Genomic DNA, 19741 nt, shown 5'->3' with positions numbered 1-19741 from the left:
GGTTTCGACGAACTCCATGGGGACGGTGACATCGCCGACCACAAACGGTTCGTCGCTTTCGGCGCCGGTCATCAGAACGGCCGCGAGGAGCGGGGGGTGGCCGTGGCGATCAGGCTCGAGGCGAGCGATCCGCCCTCGACGCGCACGGTGATATCAGTGGAACTCCACGGGTCCATGGGCGCCAGCCAGCGCCGACCGGCCAACTGTGCCCATACATTTCGGCCCTCCGGACTGTTTCCGGAGTAGACGCGGGCGGTGCGGTGCCTCGGATGGGTGTCGATCCGGAGCGTCTCACCGGCCGCCAGCACCGGGGTCTGAACCAGGCGTGGCAGCGGGCCATCGGTCGGATCCGTGATGAACCAGCGGCCGGGGCCGTTCATGGTGTACCGCGGCCAAGCGGGCTGGTCGGCGGCATTGCGCACACGCACGATGCCCTGCCCGACGCCCGCGGTGTTGGTCCACACCGAGCTCTCCTCGAGGTGGTGCTCCAGCGGATCCATCGCCATCGCCGACATCTTGTACGCCGCAAGGGCATTCACCGCCGGATCGATGCTGGCGACCGGCTCCGGGGCGGCATCGAGCTGGGCCTGCTGGAACCGCCAGCCCTGATGCCTGGTGAAGTACCCGACCGTCACCGGCTTATCGGTGGACCAGCCCCGGAACCAGGCATCGTGCACGGCGTGGAAATCCCGGACCGGGTCCACGCTCGGATCCTTCGAGGCGCCGGTGATGACGACCAGGAAATCCCATTCCTTCTTCGACCGCACCGAGCGCTCGAAGGTCGCGCCGTCCTGTCGCGCGCCCTCGGTGATCAGCAGTTGCACGGGCGCGAACATGAAGCCGTTCTGCTGGGACAATCGCACGCCCTCGCGCCCGGAGTTGGCGCCGGACAGATGCCACACCCGGCCGTTCACATCCCACACCACGATCTTGGTGCCGTGGGTTTCCAAAAGTTGGTGGGTCATCGCCCCATACCTCCTCCGCGTTGCTGCGCCACAGCCCGGCGCCGGCGAACCCGCTCCGTCGCGATGGACGCGCTCTTGGGGTCTGTTCCGTTGAAGTTGTAGATATCGCCGCGCATGGTGCGGCCGCCCGGGCCGTCGGCCAGATCGGTGAGACCGAAACCTGTTCCGACGAGCTCTTTTATGGCGTTTCCGGCCCATTCGATGGGGCGGGTGAATTCCGAGGCGATGACGCCGCCTGCCATCGAACCGAGGAATGAGCCGATCGCGGGACCGAGTGCGGCGGCCGGGCCCAGGAAGGGCGCGATGGCGGTGCCGATGGCGCCGCCGATCAGGCTGCCGCCGGTGGAGAACGCACCGGAGATGGCTCCGGTGAGCCCGCCCAGTAGGCCGTGCTGTTGCAGGCCCTGGACGCCGGATTCGAGGGCGGCGACGCCGGTCTGCTGTTCATGACTGAGCTGGCCGCCGCTCGACGAGCTGCTCTGCCCGTTGGGAGTCCACTTGATGCCGAACGTATTGCTGAGCCAGGTCCCGAGCGTGTTGGTGTACTCGTGATTCGGGTCGGCGGCGTTGTACGCGTCACCGATCGGTTTCGTGAAACTCTCGGCCAGGGACTTAACGATTTCCGGCGCGTTCTCGCCCAGAATCGGCTTGAGCAGCTCGCCGAAATTACCTCCGGCCTTGTCCGCGACTACCTGGAGCAAATCGCCGAAATTGCCCGAGTTCGGGTTGTATCGGTGGCCGGTGCCGACCAGGTCCTGCGCCTCCGCGGGGTCGGTCTTGCCCGTGAGCGCATCGATCCAGCTCGTCCCGGATGTATCGCGGATGAACGGGCCGGTGCCGTCGTCCTTGAGGTACTGGCTGACCGCCATCCCATCAGGGACCTCGGACTTGAGCGCGCCCACTTCCTCCGATTTGGGCACCAAATATGCCCAGCCCGAAACCGGATTGCCATTACCGTCCTGGCCGTTCAGATATTCCCAGCGGGACGTCAAGTCCGGGGTACCGCCCGAGGAGCCCCCTCCGGAGCCACCGGCCGGGCCCGAGGTGTCGACGACGGTGGTTCCGCCGCCATTGTCTCCTGTCGGTTCGGGGCCACCGGTGTCACCGTTGCCTCCTGCGGGAGTTCCGTCACCGCCCGGGTTTCCACCACCGACGGATGTTCCACCGCCGACCGAGGTACCGCCACCCAGGCCACCACCCGAACCGAGCTGGCCACCTTCGGTTTTCACACTCATCGACGCCGTCAGCGCACCGCCGAACTGCGATCCGATCAACCGGCCGAGCTGCTCACCGATCTGCGGGGCGAGGTCACCGCCCGGACCCAGCGCGGGCTTGATGGCATTGCCGAGCATCGACCCGAGGGTGCTACCCGCCGCGGTCGCCGCACCGGCGATGCCGGAGCTGAGAGCCTGTGCGAGCGAGGTCAATTCGGTACCGTCACCGGCGGAGCTGGAGGCGCTCGACCCGCCGAACATTCCGAGAATGCCGGAGGGGGTCGCCTGCATCGACGCTGTTATCCCGGACTGCGATTGCGCGGAATCACCCGGTGTCGCCGGGGAACCGCCCGCACCGGGCCGGGGCGCGAGCAGGCCACCGGGCCGGAACATCGGGGCCAGGGCTGAGCCGAGTGCGGCTCCCGCCCACGCGCCGGTGTTCAGCGCGGCACTACCGATGTTTCCGATGCTGTCGGCGATGACGCCCTGGCCGAGCATGTCGCGCCAGTTCTGCGCGTCGGTGGTGGGATCGGTTGCGGGGCCGCTGAATTGCTGCAACATCCCGGTAAGGAAGCGCGCCGACGGGACCCAGCCGGAGTTGATCATCTCCAGCAGCGGCAGGGTGTTGTCGACCGCCGAGGCTCTGACGACGAACTCGCCATCGGAGGCGCGCAGGGGTACACCGTCGCCGGTTGAGCCGCCGGGCCCGCGCACCATTCCGGCGGCACGGTTCCGATACTCGGACTCGTCGATGTAGCCGCCGTTGGCGCGGCGGATCGGCTCTACGCCGAACGTTTCCGCATCATCACTCGATGAGCCGGATCGATTCCGACTCTTGGCTGGGTTGAGGAGCGTGGCCTTAGAACTGAATTTGACTATGCGGGTCTCGGTTTCGCGCTCATCCGCTTCCGGGAGGCCGCGAACCAGCTCGAGCGCCTGCGCGGCTACACGATTGGCGAAGAAGCTCGGCACGTGACCGAGGACTTCTTCGAAGACGCGGGCCATCGCCCCGAACGGTCCGGAGCGGCCTACGATCGAGTTGGAGAGCCCGGAACCGTTGTCCGCGATCAGGATCGGATCGCCGTCGGGCAGGGTGATCAGCGAGGTCCCCGCGGTGGGGCCGCCTTCCCACAGCGCACCGCTGGGCAGCGTGACCTTCTTGCCAGGCCCAGGCTGCCCGCTGCTCGTCATCGCCAGAATGTCCGGCAGTGTCATCGCCGATGGGCGTTGCTTGTCCACAATTCATCCACTTTCTGAGCTGATTGCGCCCGAGCTCGGCCATCGGCGACGTGACTACTGGCTCCAGCCGAGGAATTCGTTGATCTGGTTGATATCCGTTGCCGTGCCGAGCTTTTCGCGACCAGATTCGAGGCCGGGGCGCGGAATCGGTTCCGGCCGGTTGCGCCCGTGCCGGGCGTCGTCGCTCTTGGACCACACCAGCCAGCGCAGGCAGTCGGCCATATCGGCGAGCAGATACTGGTCGAGTTGCCAGCGGCTGGTCTCGGCGTACATATGGCGGGTCAACGCCGAATCCGGCGGCAGGAACTTGACGATGGCCTTGAGGTCGCGCCAGCTCAGCTCATCGGTGCTGAGCCGGCGCAACCGCAGGCCGAGAGCAATCAGGTCGTATTCGATTGCCTCGGAATGCTCTTCGAGAAGAACATCGAGGCCTAGGATTCCCCCAGGCTGATCCCTGAGTGCGCGCGCCAGGCCTCCAGCAGTTCGTGGTAGGCGTCCGGATCCATATCGTCCAGGGCCGCAAGCGCTTCCGGTGTAAGAGTCAGTTCCAGCAGGGTGTACATCGCGTCCACGTCGCCCAGGCGGCGGATGCGTCGCACCAGGCCCGGCTTGAGGTAGGACAGCGACGGCAACTCGATTTCGATGCCGTTCACCCTGTAGGAGAAGTCGTCCTTCACCTTGGTCGGGGTCGAGATGGTGATGGGGGCTTTCGGGGAAGTCATTGGTACACAGACCCTTTCGTTGATTTTGTGACAGGGAAAGGCCCAGCGGCGACGAGCGGGCCTGCGCATAGGTGTGTAACCCGTCGCCGCTGGGGGTCTAATTAGGCGGTGGTGATGCCGTCGTCGAGGTAGCGGTACGCCTTGATACCGGTGTCGTCCTTGAACGCTTCGACGGTGATGGTGAAGCCGGCCAGCTCATTCGAGACGAACTTCTTCTCGGTGACGGCGGAGATCTGTGCGTTCGGAAGCACGATCCGCAGCTTCTTCTTGTCGTTCAGCATGTCGAAAACCCAAGCGCGGCGCGGCAGCACCGAACCGGTCTCGTTGATCTTCAGCAGCGTGCCGGTGGTGGCGGTGGCCGGGGTGACGGTCAGGTTGCTCGGACCGAACACCTCGCCCAGCACATCCTTGTCCCAGGCGGCGTAAAGGGTAAGCCCGAACCGCACCGAGTGCTCGGTCTGCAGCTTGGCGATGATATCGGCGTTCCAGTCCTTGACCGTCTCGACCTTGCGCTCACCCTGGGATTCGATGCCGTCTTCGGAGACGTAACCCAGGGGCTTGAACGAGGCATTGATGACGTCGGCCGCAGTGGCCGGAAGCGCGGTGCCGATCGGGGCGACGAGAACGCCACCGGTGACCGCGAGGTTAGGAGTGCCGGAGCCGATGTACTTGCTGGAAGGCAGAGCCATTGTTGTTATCTCCCTTGGGATGTTGCGCAGGCCCTCGGGAATCGTGCTTATTCAGTTATCAACTCGCACCGCAGTGGGAGTTACGCGAGAACAGTGCCTCGCACAATCAAGTCGGTGACAATCGTGTACCGCGGGGCAGCGGTCACCGGATCGGTGTCATTCTCCTCCCCCACATCTTCCACGTAGTCACACCACACATTGCCGATGTACCCGGGCGCGGCAGCATTCACAATGCTGCGCACCAGCGCAGCCAGCCCCGCCGCATTCCCGGCATCATCAGAACACTCGAAAACAACCCGAGGCTTATCGAGAACCAACTGAGCACCACGCCGCCCAACCTGATCCTCGACATCCCCCCGAGCCTTGCGATCGTTGCGGCTGACCCGCACCATCCGCGTCGGCTTGGGATCCGGCACCTTCGTAACAGCTTTCGCGGTCTCCGATAACGCAGCGAACTGCGCTGTCAGAAAATCAGTCAAGATCTTCTCGATATCAGAAAAAACGATCCGTTCAGGCATCGTCAACCTCCTTTCTTTCAACAAATTACCAAGTAGAGCTATTCGTCATACGTGAAATCGGTGATCATCCGCCATCGACCAGAATCTATTTTCTGGTATTGATAGAATGCCCGCGTCAAACCCGTGGCAGAATTTTCGTGCGCTTCGACCATGAATCCGATCGCTGTGCATAATTCTTCTGTCGGAATAATCATCGATTGCAAGCTGGAATTCAGTTCGATGGAGATCGTCGGCCCATCGACCGCTATAACAAGCTCGGCAGACCGCTCATCATCGCGCAACAACGAGAGCACTTCGGCGTAAATTGACATATCGGCGGCATGCTGATCCGAATAGGAAAATTTGCTCTCTTGCATGCTCAGCTCCACTCATTGCCACCCACATCGCTAAGGTGTGGGCCATACCGGATTTCTGGGTGTAGTTATGAAGTATCTACTCAGACTTGTCGGATTATCCAACTTGAGATGGAATCCAGGTATCTCGTTCCAGTCTTTGTCGTAAAGTCGATACTCTGTCAATCTAGGTCTACCAGATCTGTATCTCGTCAGGACGGTAGCCTGCATTTTCGTACCTGGATGCTTGCGAGCCCAGGCTACTGCGGCATCCTCCCAATCCCGTTTCCCAGGCTGGTTCGCTTTAACGTGCTGCGCGAATAGATTTTCGTTTACATTCGCCCATTTCTCATTTTTCACCCCGATCTCGGGCACCATATGCCCTCGATTATCGATACCGCGCAGCCAGCCGAGAGGGTACGGCTTGCCACTCACACCAACTTTAGGGCGTCCCGGCGGCGGCGGCTCCAGCTCAGCAACAGCCACGTCTGGTCGGCCTTTGCTGTCGGAATAGTACTTCACATCCCCTTGACCTTTGACGACTACTTTGTACTCGCCGGCCTTCAATACTCGCCCGTCCGGCAGCGTGACATCGACCGACCCTGTTGGCGCCCTTTTAAAGGCAGGGTTAGGCACAGGACCACTGGGTCCACCGGAAACCGCACCACCGCCTCCACCTGACGAACCGCGGGGCGGGGACGGGGGACGCCCACCAGTAGCCGAGGTTCCCCGTCCGGGGCTGGCGGAACTCGCGCCAGACGAGCGCGAAACCGATGATGAGCCAACGCGGGCAGGCGCGCCCGCAGCTCCAAATCCCCCGCCCGCTCCGGAATGAACACTGGCCGCGACCGGTGAATGTCCGATCTGGAGCTGCAAATACTGCTCGGTTTGAACTACCAGTTTCTCGGACGAACGGGAAATATCGTCTCCGAGCCGTAATGCACGATCCAGCTGAAGTCCCTGATGCGCAATGCTTGCATTTCTATCGAATGCGGTGAGACCGTATTTCGAAGAAATCACCTGCACAAGCGAAACGTTTGAACCCGATTTCGGCACAATCGCGGCAGGCATGTCGGAGAAGCTTGACGGCAACCAGCGGTCCATTCCGGCCTTCGTCGGGATTTCGGCAACCCCGAACCCGCTCCTCGTGGCTGGCATCACCTCGAACTTGAGGGCGTTCGTTCCCGACCACATAGTCGAGGTCGACAGTTGGGTCAGCGGTTTTCTCGCTGCGGTTGCAGCCAGATCAGCAAGGGCCAGGTCCGCTCCACGAAGGGCGGTGGTAGCGCCGGCTCGGGCTGCTGCTGATTCGGGGAAGAAGAAGGTCGAGGCGGCAAGGAGGGTTTCGATGTCGCTGGGGGCTTTGTTCATTTGGTCGATGCCCTGCTGGGCGCGAATACGGCCGCCCGGGGTGATTGGGTCGCCGGTCAAGCCCAGCATTGCGCCGCTGTACTTGTAGTAGACCGCTTTTGCCACCGTCTCGGCAGGATCGATGATCAGGAGATAGAAGGGGGCCTGGATGGCGGCGTTGGTGCGCTCGAAGTGCTCGGCCGCGGCGGCTTGGTAGGCCTGGTTTGTTGGGTTTCCGGCGGCTAGGAGGCCCGGGCGGAAATCGAAGGTTGAGATCAGGTCTGTGCCCCAGGTCTTGAGGCTGGAACCCATGCCCTTCAGCACGTCCCATCCGGTCATCAGCGCCTTGGTCACACTGTCGTAGCCGCCGGGGGCATCTCGCAGCACCGTATGAGTACCGTCGCGACGGATGAGCAGCTTGGGGCCGTTCGGGATGGTTCGGGTGATCGTTCCGTCGAAGTTGTATTGGTCTGTGTGGGAGCCCCGTCCGCCATTTCTGCCGTAGAACGAGTCGTAGAGGACGTTGTCGGAGATGAGGAATGAGTGTGTGCCCTCGTCGTCCGACTCCGTGCGGCCGTATGTGGTGTGGCCGCGCAGATCGGTGCCCATCTCCCAGATCTGGCCGTCGCTGCCGAATCGCCAACTGTTGCTGTCGAGCTGTTTGACGAAACTGCTTGTTACCCCGCCTTTTCCGTCAGGCCGAGCGGTGGTCATCGTCAGGTTGCCGTAGTTGTCGACGTGGTTGTTGTCATAGAATCCGAATTGGTTCAGGATTCCGACGTCTGTTCCGACGCGGTTGCCGTTCGCGTCGAATGACGGAGTGAAGACGTGGCTGAAGGTCGCCGTGGCTTCGAGGTCGTGGCTCGGAGCGGCCGATGTCGACGCCCCAGGATCGAAGCTCTGCACATACCAGTTCGAGTTCGGGTCTGTGCGGCTCGCATAGGAAGAGTTGCCGTCGGCGTCGTCATGCCAATGCTGTAGTCCGCCATGACCATCGCTGGCGATGCGCCAGCGATCGATGGTGCCGTTGGGATTGGTGATTTCGAGGTCGACCGTGTTCGAACCATTCCCCTGGGGAATGAAGTACTTGACTGGGCGGCCATCGAGCATTTTGCCGTCCCAAGTACTGCCTTCCGGGCGGCCGCCCGTATTAGGCATATCCAGCAGACTCGTTGCCGGTCCGCTCGGCGTCGACGGTTGCGTCGCAGGCACCTGAATGGGTGGCTCATTCAGCGGGTTCACTGGCGTCGGTACAGCCGGAGCGGGAGCAGTCTCGAGGGTTGAACCTGGGTTCGGCACCGTCCCGGGTGTTGGAATCCGGCGATTCTGGTCGTCGAAATTGACGAAGGCGTCAGGATCGGCGACGAACTGCGCCTGGGGCACGTTGGTGGGCGTGCCGGACAAGGCCGAACTGCCTGTATCGGGCACGAGACCCAGCGCGTTGTTGATTCGGTTCAGTTGGTTGACAACCTCACCGGACGTCATACGTGGAAAATTGAACGTTCTTCCACCACTGGAAGATCCGAGGTTAAGCTCGCCTACGGTGCCACTGATCAGTTGATTCCAAGCTGCGGCGCGGGTGGCCACCCAGTCCGGGGCATCGACGGTTGGGGCGATCGACATTGATCACTCCTCACGGGATGCGCGCGCTTCGTTGATGCGCTGGCGGAGTTGGTTGACCAGGGTGGCGTAGGCGTCGGTTTTGGTGGGGGCTTCGGTGGAGAGGCCGCGGGGGTGGGTGGCGGACCAGAAGCCTTCGTCGGTTTGCTTCACCTCGATGAGGTCGAGGTCGTAGAAGGTTTCGGGGTCGGGGGTGGGCCAGTTGCCGTTTTCGTCGGGGGTGGTGTGCATGCCGGTGTCGAAGGCGCCGGGGAGGCCGCCCGGAGTGGGGTGCCAGCGGATTTCTTCGAGGTCGGGATGGACTCGGACGCCACGCTTGACGAGGTATTCGGCTACTCGGGTGGCCTGTTTGATGCTGGTCACCGTGGGGTCGGCTAGTTTGCGGCCCACCTGGCTGTGCCATTCGGGGAGGTGAATTACCGCGAGTTCCTCTGCGAGAGCGCGGACTTGGGGGTCTTGCTCTTCGTCCGGCTTGGGTTCGGCGAGTTTGCCCGACAGCGTCTGCTGGAGCAGGGCGAGGAATTCCGGTGTGACCAGCTGGCCGGTGTCGGTCTTCACGTATTCCGAGGAGGGGGCCGCGTGGTTGCCGAAGCGGACCGATTCGATGATTTCCTTGCCGGACATGGGGATTCGCGGGCCTTTCGGTTCTGGGCGTGGCTGAACCTCGGCCCGGTCCGGGCTCGGGATCACGTGGGAAGGTCCCGCCCCCGGGGAAATGGGGGGCACCCGGGGGCGGGACCTATTGCGCCCCTGCGCAACTGGGAACGTCTACTACCGCGGACCACCTGCGGGAGACGGTGCGTCAGGGGCGGGCATGCGGCTGGCTCTAATCCCGCGGTGTACCTGTCGAGAGGTTTCGGGGGCTGGCCGCACGGGCTTCGATGACGGTGGGGACCGTCAGAGTTCTTCTTCGAGAGTTGCCGGGATCTGGTACTTGACCGGGGGCGGTTCCTGACCGGGGACGTGCAGGCGCAGGAAGATCAGCAGCTCGTCGATATGACTTTGCAGGGCGCGGATGAGGCGGATGGCGTCGCGGAAGCGGCGTTGATCGGTTGCGGCCTGATCCTCCAGTGCCGCAACGCGTTCGCGGAGTTTGCCGACTTCGCGGGCCTGCCAGGCGGTGACCGCGCCGATGATTGTCGCCGCGGCCGCGCCGGTGGCTTGGACGAGATCGGGGCTGAGCCACTGCTGCATTCAGCCCTCACCGCCCGGACGCTGTACCGGAGTCACCGCCGGCCGGATGATCAGACCCGCGATAACGGGAGTGAGCAGGCCGTAGAGCTGGAGTACCGCGTCGATCCAATCCGTATTCACCTGGTGCCCAATGAAATAGGCGACGAGGCCGGTGATCGCGACGAGCACGGATCGCACCAGAGCGGGCTCGGGAACCCCATTGATACGCATGAAATTCTTCCTTCCGGCAATGCCAACGGACCCCGATTGCCGCTCTGGAAGCAGGGTCGTGGGCGGGCTAGGCGATCAGCTGGGCGACGGCGGCCAGCAACTTGACGACGAGGCCGCCGACGGTGATCCACTGATCCAGAGTGAGACCGAAAACCATTGCAATACCTCCTGATTCGACGGCTGCAGGCATGCTTCAACGACAGAACCCCCGATCCGACTGGCGGATCGAGGGTTCCGTTGGTTCGAAGACAGATGCTCTGAAGAGGATGAAACCTCTTGCCGGAGAGCGAGTTTCCCGCGAATTCGGGATGAAGGCGCAACTGTGGCGCTGCAGATAGCTTCACTTAAGCGGCGACCAATGTCAACACCCTTCTCGAAAATTCATGAAAGACGCAGGTAGAAGGCCTAATACACGGCGTCGAGCGCATCGGCGATCTTGCGAGCCATCGCATTCACGACGGGGCTCGGGGCACCCTTGCGCGAGTGAACCGCGGCCTCGACCGCGACCAGCACCGTGCTACGGAAGTTGTCGGCCTCGGCCGGTGACTGCCGCTCCAGGATCGCCATCGCCGCGGTCAGGTTGGGGAACACATGCTCGGCGAACTCGGCAACGGTCCTGCCCGGCAACACAATGTCCCGGGACTTGGCCGACAGGACGTGGCCGACCACTCCGGTAGCCGAGGTCAGCGCGATCGAAGCCTGCGCATTGCCCTTGGCGCCGGCGGCAGCCAGCAGAGAAACCGCGCCGTACGCGGCACTGCGAAGAACGCTCTTGTCCTGGTCGGTCAGGGTGACGGTGGCGATGGTGGTGACAGACATTTCGTGTACTCCTCGAAATCGTGTGTGGCGCTTGCCCGAACCGGTTCGGCCCGAGCTGCTTTGTTCGATGTACACACTTTGTCCGGCCCCGCTGACACCACCCTGACGCCCGGCTGACATGTCGACTGACACCGTGAAACCTCCCGTGACAGCCACGGAGCCCCATTGGAATCCGGCCTCTAAGCTGCACGAATGGGATTTCATCTCGTCGAGCCCGAAGTCGCCGGCGGCCATGGCCGTGGCACCCGGTACGACCGATCGACAGTGCCGGTCACAGTGACGGCGCTGGAGTACAGGTTCGATGGCTGGCTGGGCGACGCGCTACTCGAATCGACCCCGTGCTTCATCGTCACCGAGGATCTCGCGCGCAGTATCGAACGGCTCGAACTCACCGGCGTGCACTTCGACACTGTCTCCGTATCGATTTCGTCCAAGGGGCGGGAGTTCATGGACACCGAACTGCCACCCCGGAATTGGCTGAAGCTGACGGACCGCGCGCTCTCCAGTTGCTCCAGGAAGCCCTCAGCCGGGTTATGGCACAACCGAATTCCGGGTTGTCGGACCCTTCTGAGAAGCTCTGCGGCATGAGTTCGAGATCGTCGGCGGATGCGGCGGGCAATAGTGTGTTCACGGCGGTTACCGGGTCGGGGATGCTTGCGCTTTGGGATCCGGTCAGCTTCGCGCACGTCGTGGATTACGACGGGTGGGAGGTGGAGTTGCTCGAGGATGAGCCGGTTGGGGAGCATATTCAGACTGGGAAGCTGGTTCCGCTGAATATCCTGGCCGACGGGCGATTTGGGGTGCTGGTGCGGGTGGACGCTACCGGTGCGGCCGAGCTCACCGCGCGGGAGCGCAAGTATTTGCAGGAGTCTTCGGAGCCGTATCTGTTCCGGTCCACGGGGACTGCCAAGGTGAGTGGGATCGAGAGTGTCGGCGCTTTCGACGATACCGAGGCGTCGGTGGCGGACATGGTTCCCACCGAAATCGACCTTCCCGCTGGGGATTACGCCGTGACGGTGCACCTTCTCGATTGGGAGGCGGAACCCGGGGCCATGGATGACGAGGGCGACGCCACCCCGTCCGCACTTCCCGACTTCGTCGTACTGATCGAACCCGCGGCCGGGCATTCATTCAGAACCGCGATCGAGACTTTCGACGACCTCGACTGAAACACGACTGAGCCGTGCCACGGGTCCTCATCGGGACGCGGTGGCACGGCTGGTCGTCGGCCTCATGGCCGTCACGCGGCGTCGAGGGCCTCGGTGATCTTGTTGGCCATGGCGATGAGGACCGGGGTGGGGTCACCCTTGCCGGACTGGAGGGCGGCTTCTACTGCTACCTGGATGGTGGCGCGGAAGTTGGTGGCCTCCGCCGGGGAGTGGGTTTCCAGGAGGGTCATGGCTGCTGTCAGGGCGGGGAGGACCTGGTCGGCGAGGTCGGCGACGGTTTTGCCGGTGAGGTGGATGTCCTTGGACTTGGCGGAGAGGACGTGGCCTACCAGGCCGGTGGCCGAGGTGAGGGCGATGGAAGCCTGGGCATTGCCCTTATGGGGCGCACCGGCGGCGGCGAGGAGGGAGACGGTGCCGTAGGCGGCGGTGCGGAGGGTGGACTTGGCTTCGTCGGTCAGGGTGACGGTAGCGGTGGTGTTGTTCGACATGGTGTGCTCCTCGAAAGGTGTTGGGAACCTGTTGATCAGGTCGTTTTGTTCGATGTACACACTTTGAACGGAGCTGCTGACACGCCTCTGACACTCACCTGACACGTCTACTGACACGGGGAGAGGTGTGGTGACTTTCGTTGGCGCATGGGGTGGGCGAGGTGGGCGTCGAGGACTTCGCCGACCGTGAATTGTTCGGGGCAGTCGGGGGACCAGGGGCCGGGGATGGGGGTGATTTTGCCTGCGTCGCGCAGGGTTTGGATGCGGCGGACGGTCACCTTCGCGAAGGGTTCACCCAGTTCCCGTGCGAGGGTTGCTATTCCGGACATGTTCAGTCTGGTTCGGCGGGCGGCGGCCAGCTGGGACGCGTTGATGGTCAGCTTTGCCGGTGCGGGGCTGATGATGTTCAGGGCAGCGTCGACCGCGGAGCGGATTTCGGCAGGAGCCGATTCGACGCCTTCGGTCATGGCGAAGGCGATGAGGTTGCGGTGGAGCCAGCGGGAGAGCCCGGGGGTGGTGGGGTCACCTTTGTAGGGGACGGCGCGTTGTTCGCAGATCAGGCGGACCCAGGCGACCAGGGTGGCGTGCAGGTGGTCTCGGGCGCGGGCGGCGGTGGGACTGAAGGGCAGCGGCTGATCGCTGGTGCGGGAGGACAGGCGGTGACTCGGGGCGTTGTGCCGGGCTCGGCGCGTGACCGCGTCTTCGAGATCCTCTGCTACATCGGGGATTTCGGCGAGAACGGTCGCCAGCTCCCGGATGGCCTCGTGGGATAGGTAAAGGTGGTCGGTGTTGGGCATCAGGCGACCTCGCGGTTGATGATGGTGGCCAGCAGGGCGGCGTGGCCCTGGCGGACGTAGTCGTCGGTGTGGCGGCCGTCGGTGAGGTAGCCGCGGGCGTAGGCGAGGGCTCCACTCCAGGCGGACCAGTTCTTGGGAGCCCACCAGCGCTGGACTCGCTGGTGTAGGACCGCGTCGACCAGGGATTGACCCCAGCGCAACGCGGCTTCGGGGGAAGAGATGCAGAAGTACTGAGTCAGATCCGCGACCGTGCGCAGGGGGTTGCCCGCGGGAAGCGCGGTGATGGGGTCGCCGGGGTCCCGGGTGATGCATTGACCCGCAGGGCGGAGGGGGTCGGCGATCAAGGCACAGGCGAGGACCTCGAGATCGGGGTGGAGGCCGCGGCCGATTTCGGCGGCCACATCGCCCGCAATGGCCGCGCCTTGCGAATAACCCGCGATGACAACGCGATTCGCGGAATCGCTGATCGCCGAGAGCAGCGCGGCCTTCCCCGCGGCGCTGCTCTCGGCGTAGGAGACGCGCAGGCCGTAGTCGGCCGGATACAGGACCATGCGGGGCGCGAAGCGGCTGTGGTCGAGGGTGCGGGAGAAGGTGTCGGTGATGCTTTCGCCGTAGGGGACGCCCGTACCGCCGACGATCAGAACGTCTATCACGCGGATACCTCGGCTGGAAGATAACTGAACAGGTCCATACGGAACACATTAAGGTCCGTTTGGACCTTTTTCAAGTCCGTATGGACCTGTTACTGTTTTGGCACGATACGGCAGAGATACGGCACGGATTTTCTCGAGTCGTTTGCAACTGGGCCGTTCGGACCTCAGAATAGTCCATATGGAACTGCGGGATCTCCACGAACTCAATCGCGCCGTCGGCGGGGAGCTCAGGGCTGCCCGTGGACGGCGCGGCATGACACGGCCTCAGCTCGCCGCCGTATCGGGGGTGGCGGTCAGCACCATTCAGCGGTTCGAGAATGGGGAGCGGTCACCGGATCTGGGACAGCTTTACGCGCTATGCACTGCGCTGGAAATCTCGCCGCAGGAGATCGTCGCCAGGTCGGTCGAGATCGTCAAGGCTGGCGGGGAGTAGATCCACCGGATCGCGATTCAGGGCCGCCGAGACGCGGAAGAGATCTTCGAGGGTGGGGGTACCGCCCGAAATGCGCTGTGCCAGTTCGGCACCCAGGCGAGTGGCCACCACTCGCATGGCCTCGGCATCGAAGATCTGGCTGAACCACGTCACAAACGCAGTGTGGCACAACACATCCGGGAAACCCGGCGAGTGGACCAACAGCGGCTACTCGCCCACCTGGTTCTGCACCGCCCAATCGCAGATCGCGGCGAGGGGCTGCTCCAGGGACTTGCCCAGGGTGGTCAGCGCGTACTCGATGTGCTGGGGAGCTGTCTCCTTATAGACGTGCCGTTCGACCAAACCGTCGGACTCCATCGAGCGCAGGGTTTCGGTGAGCATTTTCTGGGTGATGCCGGGGAGGCGGCGGCGGAGGTGGGCGTGGCGGTGCGGGCCGTCGAGGAGGGCGTAGATCAGCAGGATTCGCCATTTGGACGAGAGGCGTTCCAGGGCTTGGCGGGTGGCGCAGGATTCTTCCAGGACATCCGGTATCACCAGGGGCATGGGGGCTCCCGGGGTATGGGCACTTGAAAGTGCCTTCTGGCGGCGGGTGGTGGGCGGTTCTAACTTCGTCTTCACCGTAGTGGAGAAGGGAAGAACACCATGTCGCAGGAATTTCAGGTGCATACGTTCACGGCCGGGGAGAACGGCATTTTCGTGAATGGATACCTGGTGGAGACGGCGGAGGCGGTCGTGCTGATCGACTCCACGCTGCTGGTCTCCGATGCGCACGCGCTCAAGGAGAAGATCGCGGCGATCGGCAAGCCGGTGGCGGCGGCGTTCGTGACGCATCCGCATCCGGACCACTTCAACGGGCTGCCGTACGTGGTGGCCGAGGAGACGCCGGTGTACTCGACCGCCGCCGTGGCCAAGGTGATCGCGGACAGCGCCGATGCCAAGCGGGCGCAGTGGGGTCCGACCTACGGGGCGGAATGGCCGGATCGGTACCGGGTGCCGGAAACCCTGGTCGAGAGCGGATCTGCCATCGAGATCGGCGGCGTGCGCGTGACCGTGCACGAGATCGGTCCGGGTGAAAGCCATTCCGACAGTTGGATTCTCGTGGAGAGCGGGGAGCAGCGGGTCGCGTTCATCGGGGATCTCGCGTTTTGCGGTGTGCACTCCTATATGACCGACGGGCATTCGACCGAATGGCTGGCGGCGCTGGAGCGACTGAGCGCCGAACTGGGCGGGCTGACGCTGTACCCCGGACATGGACCCGCCGGTGATATCGGGATTCTCGCCGAGCAGCGGAAATACCTGGTGACGTACCGCGAGGCCGTTGACCGGCTGCGCGACGGAGCGAATTCGCTCACCGACGCGCAGAAGGACGAATTGTCCAGCCGCATGGCGGAATTCGCGCCGGACGCGGGGCTCGGCTGGCTAGTGCCATTGGGGGCCGACCCGGTGGCCGGTGAACTGGCCACGGCACAGTAGCGGGCCGTGGATCCCGGCCAAAAGCATGCCGGGATGACGAGCGGTTACTACATCCAGTCGCTCGGAATCAGAAGGGCGCGGCGGGCGGGGTCGGGGTGGAGGCGGTGCTGGGGGCGATGGTGTTGCCGGGGATGACGGGTCCGGTGGTCGGGGCCAGGGTTCCCGGAACACCGAAATGGCTTGCGGGGGAAAGGCCGCGGTTCGGGCGCGGCTGCGGTGCGAGCATATCGGCGAGGCTCCGGAGGATCGCGCCCGCCGGATCGTGTGGCGCGGCCGGGTTGGAATAGCCCGGGTCCGTGCCGGACGGATCGCCGAGGGTCGGATCGGTGTACGACGGGTCGGTGTAGGTCGGCACCGTCGGATCGATAAGTGTTGGGGCGGAATGGAATTCGCTCAGCGCCGGACCGACCTCGAGATTGTCGATGCTAGGAATGCCGCCATCGGGCGCGGCGGAGTACTCGGCGCGCAGGACATGATTGTCGTGCACCAGCACCTGCCCCGCCGTGGACTGCACGGCCGCCGTGGTGCGCGCGTCTTCCTTGTCCGTCCCCGGATACGCCTGGCAGTCGGTGGTATCGCAGGTTTGCGCATAGGAGTACCGCTGTTCGGCCAGCACATAGGACCGGGCCGCGATCGCCTGTGCGCGAAGGGCTTCCGAGCCGCCCTCATCCGCCCAGTTGGGCACCATCTCGGCGGGCACCACGCCGAGCAGGTAGTCCTCGAGATCGACTTCGTTGATCACGCGGCTGGAGTTGCCATCCAGCGTGACACCGAGCACGCCACGATAGTTGGATCCCTCGCAGAGCTCGAGGTGTTCGTCCTTGGGCCGGTTGCTGCCGTTCTCCAGCGGATACGCGTAGGGATCGTCGGTCGTTCCCTCCCACAGCACCGCGCCATCGCAGCCCTGGGTGATGGTGACGTCCGCGCCCGCGGCGGTCGGCGTGAGGTGCGCGGCCTGGCCCGGAACCACCCGGCGGCCCGCGACGTACAAACCCGTCTCGGATTCGACGTCGAGGGTCTTGTCGTCCAGACCCATGAGCCGGACGCGAACCGGTACCGAGGCGAGGGTGTCGAGCTGCGCGCCCGGGTAGTAGTGCGCCAGGATCGTCTCGGCGGTATTGCCGCCGACGGCGCGATCGAACGCGCCGTTCTGACTCAGCCCGCGGCCGTGACCCGGACTGTTGACGAATTCGTACTCCTCGTCCGGCCAGGCCCAGAGCAGGCCCGCGGTCGCGCCACCCAGGGTGCACGCGGCGACCGATAAGGCTAGTAGGCGGCGCCGTCTCCGACGTTGATGTAGATGCCCGTTCGGCATGTCATACCCATTCTGTCGATAGCCGAAGCTACATTCGAGTTACCGAAAGCTAATCCTCAACCACACGTTCAGGGATTGTGACAGTTGGGACTAGTGTGATCGTTGGTTCGCCGGGAAGCAACCCCGGGCCCCGGCGATCCGCAACGGTTTTACGTCGAATGGGAGCTGCTCGTGCCGTACCGCCGAACGAAACACTCGTATGTTCTCCCGGTTGTCACCATCCTGGCGATCACGACGCCGCTCGGCATTCTGGCGCTGGGAGACTCTCGGGACATCAAGCCCACCGACGCAAGCAATCCGGCAGCAATACCAGCGGAAATGGCCGAGGTCGCACTCGCCTCCGCCCCCGATCTGGTGCTGCCGCTCCGTGAACTGACCGGGATGAACCTGCCCGATCTGCATCTCTCCGATCTGCGCATGCTGCCGCTGCCGGCGTCGATCCACATTCCGCCCGGGCTCGCGCCGGGGCTCGGCTTACCCAGCGAGATACCGTTACCGCGACTAGGCAGGCCCGGTATGCCGGGCGCAGGAAACTATGTAAACCCCGGCGGCGCACCAGGATTCATCGCCGCCCCCGGCCCCGAGGTGCCGGGCGCCGATACCGGAAACCCCTCCCCCGCACCGAAACCGGTGCAGAAGCCGGACCTCACCGGCGATCTCAATACTCCCGCCCTGGCCCCCAATGCCGTGCCGAACGAGCTGGTCAACAAGGTCGGGGCGCAGGTCAAGGAACTCAGCCGGGACACCCCGTTCAGCATGGTGGCGCTCACCGCGCCCGAACTCGTGGGGACCACCGCGTACATTCGCGCCAAACGCTCCGATGGTGGCTGGGGACCCTGGTACGACAGTGAAGCCGTCGACACCCCCGCCAAGAAGCCGGGGCGCACCGGCACCGAACCGATCTACGTCGGCAAGACCAAATCCGTGCAGATCCTGGTGACCAAGAAGAACACCGGGCGCGCGGTGGCGGCTCCCGTGGATCCGCCTGCGGCACAGGATGTTCCGGCGAATCCGGCGCCCGAGGCCGCCCCCGGAGCTCAGGCCGCCCCGGAGCCCGCGCCCAACGCGCCGGCCAATCCCGAGGCTCAGCCCGCGCCCGCGGCCAACCCCGATGCGCAGCCGGTGCCGAACGCTCCCGCGAACCCGGACACGCTGGCCACGCCCGCGCAGCCGGAGGTCGCGCCGTTCACCGATCACGGTGATCCGGCGCAGATCAACCTGGAGAAACTCGCCGCCATCCTCATCGATCCGGGCCGTGGCGCGGCCGATGAGAACCTCAATCGGGTGGCCGCGCCGCTGCCCGGCGGCGGACCCAAGGTGATCAGCCGCGCGCAATGGGGTGCGGACGAATCGCTGCGCTGCGAGGAACCCACCTACGACGACGCCGTCAACGCCATCACCGTGCACCACACGGCGGGGCGCAATGACTACACCGCCTCGGAATCCGCGGGCATCGTGCGATCGATCTACGCGTATCACGCGAAGACCTTGGGCTGGTGCGATATCGGCTACAACGCGCTGGTCGACAAGTACGGGCAGATCTTCGAAGGCCGCTTCGGCGGACTGGATCGGCCCGTCGAGGGCGCGCACGCGGGTGGATTCAATATCAACACCGCCGGTGTGGCGTTCATGGGCAATCACGAGGAGGAAGCGCCCACCGAGGAAGCCATGCAGGCGATGGGTAATTTCATCGGCTGGCGGGCCAAGGTGGCCGGGATCGATCCCGAGGGCAAGACCACCATGTACTCCGAGGGCAGCGATTACACGCGCTATCCGCTCGGACAGGCCGTGAAACTGCCGAATGTGTTCGCGCACAGGGATGTCGGCAACACCACGTGCCCGGGTGATATGGCATACGACCTGATGGACCGGATTCGCTCGCTCGCGGAGAATGTCGCGGGCAAGCCGAGTGGACCGCCGCCCCCGCAGCAGCAACGGCCGACGCAGACTCGGCCGCAGCGCAATGCGGGGAATCAGCAACAGCCGCAAAGCAATCCGAGCAGTGAGGCCGATCTGGCGACGCTCGCGGATCTGACCACCAAGCTGCTCGGAATGCTCGAGACCAGTCCGGTGGCCAAGTACTACGAGGCGTCCGGTGGGCCGAACGGTCCCATGGGACAGGCGAAGTCGGAGCCGATCGCGACCGCGAACGGCGGACAGTACGCGCAATTCGTGAACGGATACGTGTACTCGACGCCGGATGGGCAGGCGTTCGCGGTGGTCGGGAAGATCCTGGAACGGTTCCTGCAATTGGGAGCGGGGACCGGGGCGCTCGGACTGCCGACCAGCGGGGAGTACCCGGTGCAGGATGGGGTGCGCACCGACTTCCAGAACGGGTCGCTAATTTTCAGCCAGATCACCGGGATCGTCACTACGGTGCTGAAGAACCTCGGCGCCGGACAGGGTCAGGGGCCCGCGCCGATTCCGGCGATGCTGGGTAATGGGCAGCAGGCGGATCCGATTCCGGCTGCCATACCGGAAGCTGCTGCGGGGCAGTAGGTTTCAGGGATTGATGCGATTGGCCGGGTTTCCACGCGAGAG

The 19741-nt window shown here is 64.2% G+C and carries 23 protein-coding genes; 5 read left to right on the top strand and 18 right to left on the bottom strand.

The window, feature by feature from the left end:
• Positions 1–71: 71 nt before the first annotated feature.
• From ACFC0O_RS25020 to ACFC0O_RS24965, 12 genes are all read right to left on the bottom strand, one after another.
• Positions 72–965 carry a phage tail protein gene (locus ACFC0O_RS25020; protein WP_375961764.1) on the bottom strand — a complete coding sequence of 298 codons (894 nt, stop codon included), beginning with the start codon at positions 963–965 and terminating at the stop codon, positions 72–74.
• Complete coding sequence (locus ACFC0O_RS25015; RefSeq protein WP_375961762.1) at positions 962–3418, bottom strand: hypothetical protein; 2457 nt, start codon at positions 3416–3418, stop codon at positions 962–964. The genes ACFC0O_RS25020 and ACFC0O_RS25015 overlap by 4 nt, the downstream gene beginning before the upstream one ends.
• Positions 3419–3472: 54 nt before the next feature.
• Positions 3473–3781, bottom strand: coding sequence for a DUF5361 domain-containing protein (locus tag ACFC0O_RS25010; protein ID WP_375961760.1), 309 nt, complete (start codon positions 3779–3781; stop codon positions 3473–3475).
• Positions 3782–3849: 68 nt separating this feature from the next.
• Complete coding sequence (locus tag ACFC0O_RS25005; protein WP_375961757.1) at positions 3850–4140, bottom strand: hypothetical protein; 291 nt, start codon at positions 4138–4140, stop codon at positions 3850–3852.
• A 101-nt stretch (positions 4141–4241) separates the two neighbouring features.
• Positions 4242–4829: a hypothetical protein gene (locus ACFC0O_RS25000; protein ID WP_375961754.1), complete on the bottom strand. Its 588-nt coding sequence runs from the start codon at positions 4827–4829 to the stop codon at positions 4242–4244.
• Positions 4830–4909: 80 nt separating this feature from the next.
• Positions 4910–5347 carry a hypothetical protein gene (locus ACFC0O_RS24995; RefSeq protein WP_375961752.1) on the bottom strand — a complete coding sequence of 146 codons (438 nt, stop codon included), beginning with the start codon at positions 5345–5347 and terminating at the stop codon, positions 4910–4912.
• Positions 5348–5385: 38 nt separating this feature from the next.
• Positions 5386–5703, bottom strand: coding sequence for a hypothetical protein (locus ACFC0O_RS24990; RefSeq protein ID WP_375961750.1), 318 nt, complete (start codon positions 5701–5703; stop codon positions 5386–5388).
• A 30-nt stretch (positions 5704–5733) separates the two neighbouring features.
• Positions 5734–8652, bottom strand: coding sequence for a hypothetical protein (locus tag ACFC0O_RS24985; protein ID WP_375961747.1), 2919 nt, complete (start codon positions 8650–8652; stop codon positions 5734–5736).
• A gap of 3 nt (positions 8653–8655) precedes the next feature.
• Entirely contained in the window at positions 8656–9273 is a 618-nt protein-coding gene (locus ACFC0O_RS24980) for a hypothetical protein (protein WP_375961744.1), read from the bottom strand.
• A 273-nt stretch (positions 9274–9546) separates the two neighbouring features.
• Positions 9547–9843 (bottom strand): hypothetical protein, encoded by a 297-nt coding sequence (locus tag ACFC0O_RS24975; protein WP_364637040.1) that lies wholly within the window; start codon positions 9841–9843, stop codon positions 9547–9549.
• On the bottom strand, positions 9844–10053 hold the full coding sequence (locus tag ACFC0O_RS24970; protein WP_375961742.1) for a hypothetical protein: 210 nt from the start codon (positions 10051–10053) through the stop codon (positions 9844–9846).
• 405 nt (positions 10054–10458) lie between these two features.
• Entirely contained in the window at positions 10459–10872 is a 414-nt protein-coding gene (locus ACFC0O_RS24965) for a hypothetical protein (RefSeq protein WP_375961740.1), read from the bottom strand.
• Between the two features lie 192 nt (positions 10873–11064).
• On the opposite strand from ACFC0O_RS24965, the gene ACFC0O_RS24960 reads away from it, so the two are divergent.
• Together ACFC0O_RS24960 and ACFC0O_RS24955 are read left to right on the top strand one after the other, a co-directional pair.
• Positions 11065–11460 (top strand): hypothetical protein, encoded by a 396-nt coding sequence (locus ACFC0O_RS24960; protein ID WP_375961738.1) that lies wholly within the window; start codon positions 11065–11067, stop codon positions 11458–11460.
• Entirely contained in the window at positions 11457–12041 is a 585-nt protein-coding gene (locus ACFC0O_RS24955) for a hypothetical protein (RefSeq protein ID WP_364637034.1), read from the top strand. The genes ACFC0O_RS24960 and ACFC0O_RS24955 overlap by 4 nt, the downstream gene beginning before the upstream one ends.
• A 71-nt stretch (positions 12042–12112) precedes the next feature.
• Here ACFC0O_RS24955 and ACFC0O_RS24950 read toward each other — a convergent pair whose 3' ends face one another.
• From ACFC0O_RS24950 to ACFC0O_RS24940, 3 genes are all read right to left on the bottom strand, one after another.
• Positions 12113–12529, bottom strand: a complete 417-nt coding sequence (locus tag ACFC0O_RS24950) for a hypothetical protein (protein WP_375961734.1) — start codon at positions 12527–12529, stop codon at positions 12113–12115.
• Between the two features lie 107 nt (positions 12530–12636).
• Entirely contained in the window at positions 12637–13326 is a 690-nt protein-coding gene (locus tag ACFC0O_RS24945; protein WP_375961731.1) for a hypothetical protein, read from the bottom strand.
• Positions 13326–13979 carry a PE-PPE domain-containing protein gene (locus ACFC0O_RS24940; RefSeq protein ID WP_375961728.1) on the bottom strand — a complete coding sequence of 218 codons (654 nt, stop codon included), beginning with the start codon at positions 13977–13979 and terminating at the stop codon, positions 13326–13328. Before ACFC0O_RS24940 ends, ACFC0O_RS24945 begins: the two co-directional genes overlap by 1 nt.
• Positions 13980–14157: 178 nt before the next feature.
• Between ACFC0O_RS24940 and ACFC0O_RS24935 the strand changes: the two genes are divergently transcribed.
• Positions 14158–14412, top strand: coding sequence for a helix-turn-helix domain-containing protein (locus ACFC0O_RS24935; protein ID WP_375961725.1), 255 nt, complete (start codon positions 14158–14160; stop codon positions 14410–14412).
• Here ACFC0O_RS24935 and ACFC0O_RS24930 read toward each other — a convergent pair.
• Both ACFC0O_RS24930 and ACFC0O_RS24925 read right to left on the bottom strand, forming a co-directional pair.
• Positions 14335–14565: a hypothetical protein gene (locus ACFC0O_RS24930; protein WP_375963964.1), complete on the bottom strand. Its 231-nt coding sequence runs from the start codon at positions 14563–14565 to the stop codon at positions 14335–14337. The two genes, ACFC0O_RS24935 and ACFC0O_RS24930, sit on opposite strands and share 78 nt — an antisense overlap.
• 54 nt (positions 14566–14619) lie before the next feature.
• A complete protein-coding gene (locus ACFC0O_RS24925) occupies positions 14620–14955 on the bottom strand; it encodes a winged helix-turn-helix transcriptional regulator (protein ID WP_375961723.1) in 336 nt (111 codons plus the stop codon).
• Between the two features lie 99 nt (positions 14956–15054).
• Here ACFC0O_RS24925 and ACFC0O_RS24920 point away from each other — a divergent pair, with 99 nt between their 5' ends.
• Positions 15055–15885 (top strand): MBL fold metallo-hydrolase, encoded by an 831-nt coding sequence (locus tag ACFC0O_RS24920; RefSeq protein ID WP_375961720.1) that lies wholly within the window; start codon positions 15055–15057, stop codon positions 15883–15885.
• Positions 15886–15952: 67 nt separating this feature from the next.
• Here the strand turns inward: ACFC0O_RS24920 and ACFC0O_RS24915 are convergent, their stop codons facing one another.
• Positions 15953–17200: a SpoIID/LytB domain-containing protein gene (locus tag ACFC0O_RS24915; protein ID WP_375961717.1), complete on the bottom strand. Its 1248-nt coding sequence runs from the start codon at positions 17198–17200 to the stop codon at positions 15953–15955.
• A 171-nt stretch (positions 17201–17371) separates the two neighbouring features.
• Between ACFC0O_RS24915 and ACFC0O_RS24910 the strand changes: the two genes are divergently transcribed.
• On the top strand, positions 17372–19699 hold the full coding sequence (locus ACFC0O_RS24910; protein WP_375961715.1) for an N-acetylmuramoyl-L-alanine amidase: 2328 nt from the start codon (positions 17372–17374) through the stop codon (positions 19697–19699).
• Positions 19700–19741: the final 42 nt, after the last annotated feature.

Origin of the sequence: Nocardia sp. NPDC056100, from assembly GCF_042266325.1 — a bacterium.
In the GTDB taxonomy this organism is placed as follows: domain Bacteria; phylum Actinomycetota; class Actinomycetes; order Mycobacteriales; family Mycobacteriaceae; genus Nocardia.
The sequence above is the reverse complement of the archived record's forward strand: the minus strand, read 5'-3'. Positions and strand labels throughout refer to the sequence as shown.

Coding starts and splice junctions, on each gene's coding strand:
- ACFC0O_RS24990 (WP_375961750.1), bottom strand. CDS start 5,703: ATGCAAGAGAGCAAATTTTCCTATTCGGATCAGCATGCCGCCGATATG.
- ACFC0O_RS24975 (WP_364637040.1), bottom strand. CDS start 9,843: ATGCAGCAGTGGCTCAGCCCCGATCTCGTCCAAGCCACCGGCGCGGCC.
- ACFC0O_RS24960 (WP_375961738.1), top strand. CDS start 11,065: ATGGGATTTCATCTCGTCGAGCCCGAAGTCGCCGGCGGCCATGGCCGT.
- ACFC0O_RS24970 (WP_375961742.1), bottom strand. CDS start 10,053: ATGCGTATCAATGGGGTTCCCGAGCCCGCTCTGGTGCGATCCGTGCTC.
- ACFC0O_RS24955 (WP_364637034.1), top strand. CDS start 11,457: ATGAGTTCGAGATCGTCGGCGGATGCGGCGGGCAATAGTGTGTTCACG.
- ACFC0O_RS25000 (WP_375961754.1), bottom strand. CDS start 4,829: ATGGCTCTGCCTTCCAGCAAGTACATCGGCTCCGGCACTCCTAACCTC.
- ACFC0O_RS24995 (WP_375961752.1), bottom strand. CDS start 5,347: ATGCCTGAACGGATCGTTTTTTCTGATATCGAGAAGATCTTGACTGAT.
- ACFC0O_RS25020 (WP_375961764.1), bottom strand. CDS start 965: ATGACCCACCAACTTTTGGAAACCCACGGCACCAAGATCGTGGTGTGG.
- ACFC0O_RS24935 (WP_375961725.1), top strand. CDS start 14,158: ATGGAACTGCGGGATCTCCACGAACTCAATCGCGCCGTCGGCGGGGAG.
- ACFC0O_RS24980 (WP_375961744.1), bottom strand. CDS start 9,273: ATGTCCGGCAAGGAAATCATCGAATCGGTCCGCTTCGGCAACCACGCG.
- ACFC0O_RS24925 (WP_375961723.1), bottom strand. CDS start 14,955: ATGCCCCTGGTGATACCGGATGTCCTGGAAGAATCCTGCGCCACCCGC.
- ACFC0O_RS24985 (WP_375961747.1), bottom strand. CDS start 8,652: ATGTCGATCGCCCCAACCGTCGATGCCCCGGACTGGGTGGCCACCCGC.
- ACFC0O_RS24920 (WP_375961720.1), top strand. CDS start 15,055: ATGTCGCAGGAATTTCAGGTGCATACGTTCACGGCCGGGGAGAACGGC.
- ACFC0O_RS24950 (WP_375961734.1), bottom strand. CDS start 12,529: ATGTCGAACAACACCACCGCTACCGTCACCCTGACCGACGAAGCCAAG.
- ACFC0O_RS25005 (WP_375961757.1), bottom strand. CDS start 4,140: ATGACTTCCCCGAAAGCCCCCATCACCATCTCGACCCCGACCAAGGTG.
- ACFC0O_RS24945 (WP_375961731.1), bottom strand. CDS start 13,326: ATGCCCAACACCGACCACCTTTACCTATCCCACGAGGCCATCCGGGAG.
- ACFC0O_RS24915 (WP_375961717.1), bottom strand. CDS start 17,200: ATGCCGAACGGGCATCTACATCAACGTCGGAGACGGCGCCGCCTACTA.
- ACFC0O_RS24965 (WP_375961740.1), bottom strand. CDS start 10,872: ATGTCTGTCACCACCATCGCCACCGTCACCCTGACCGACCAGGACAAG.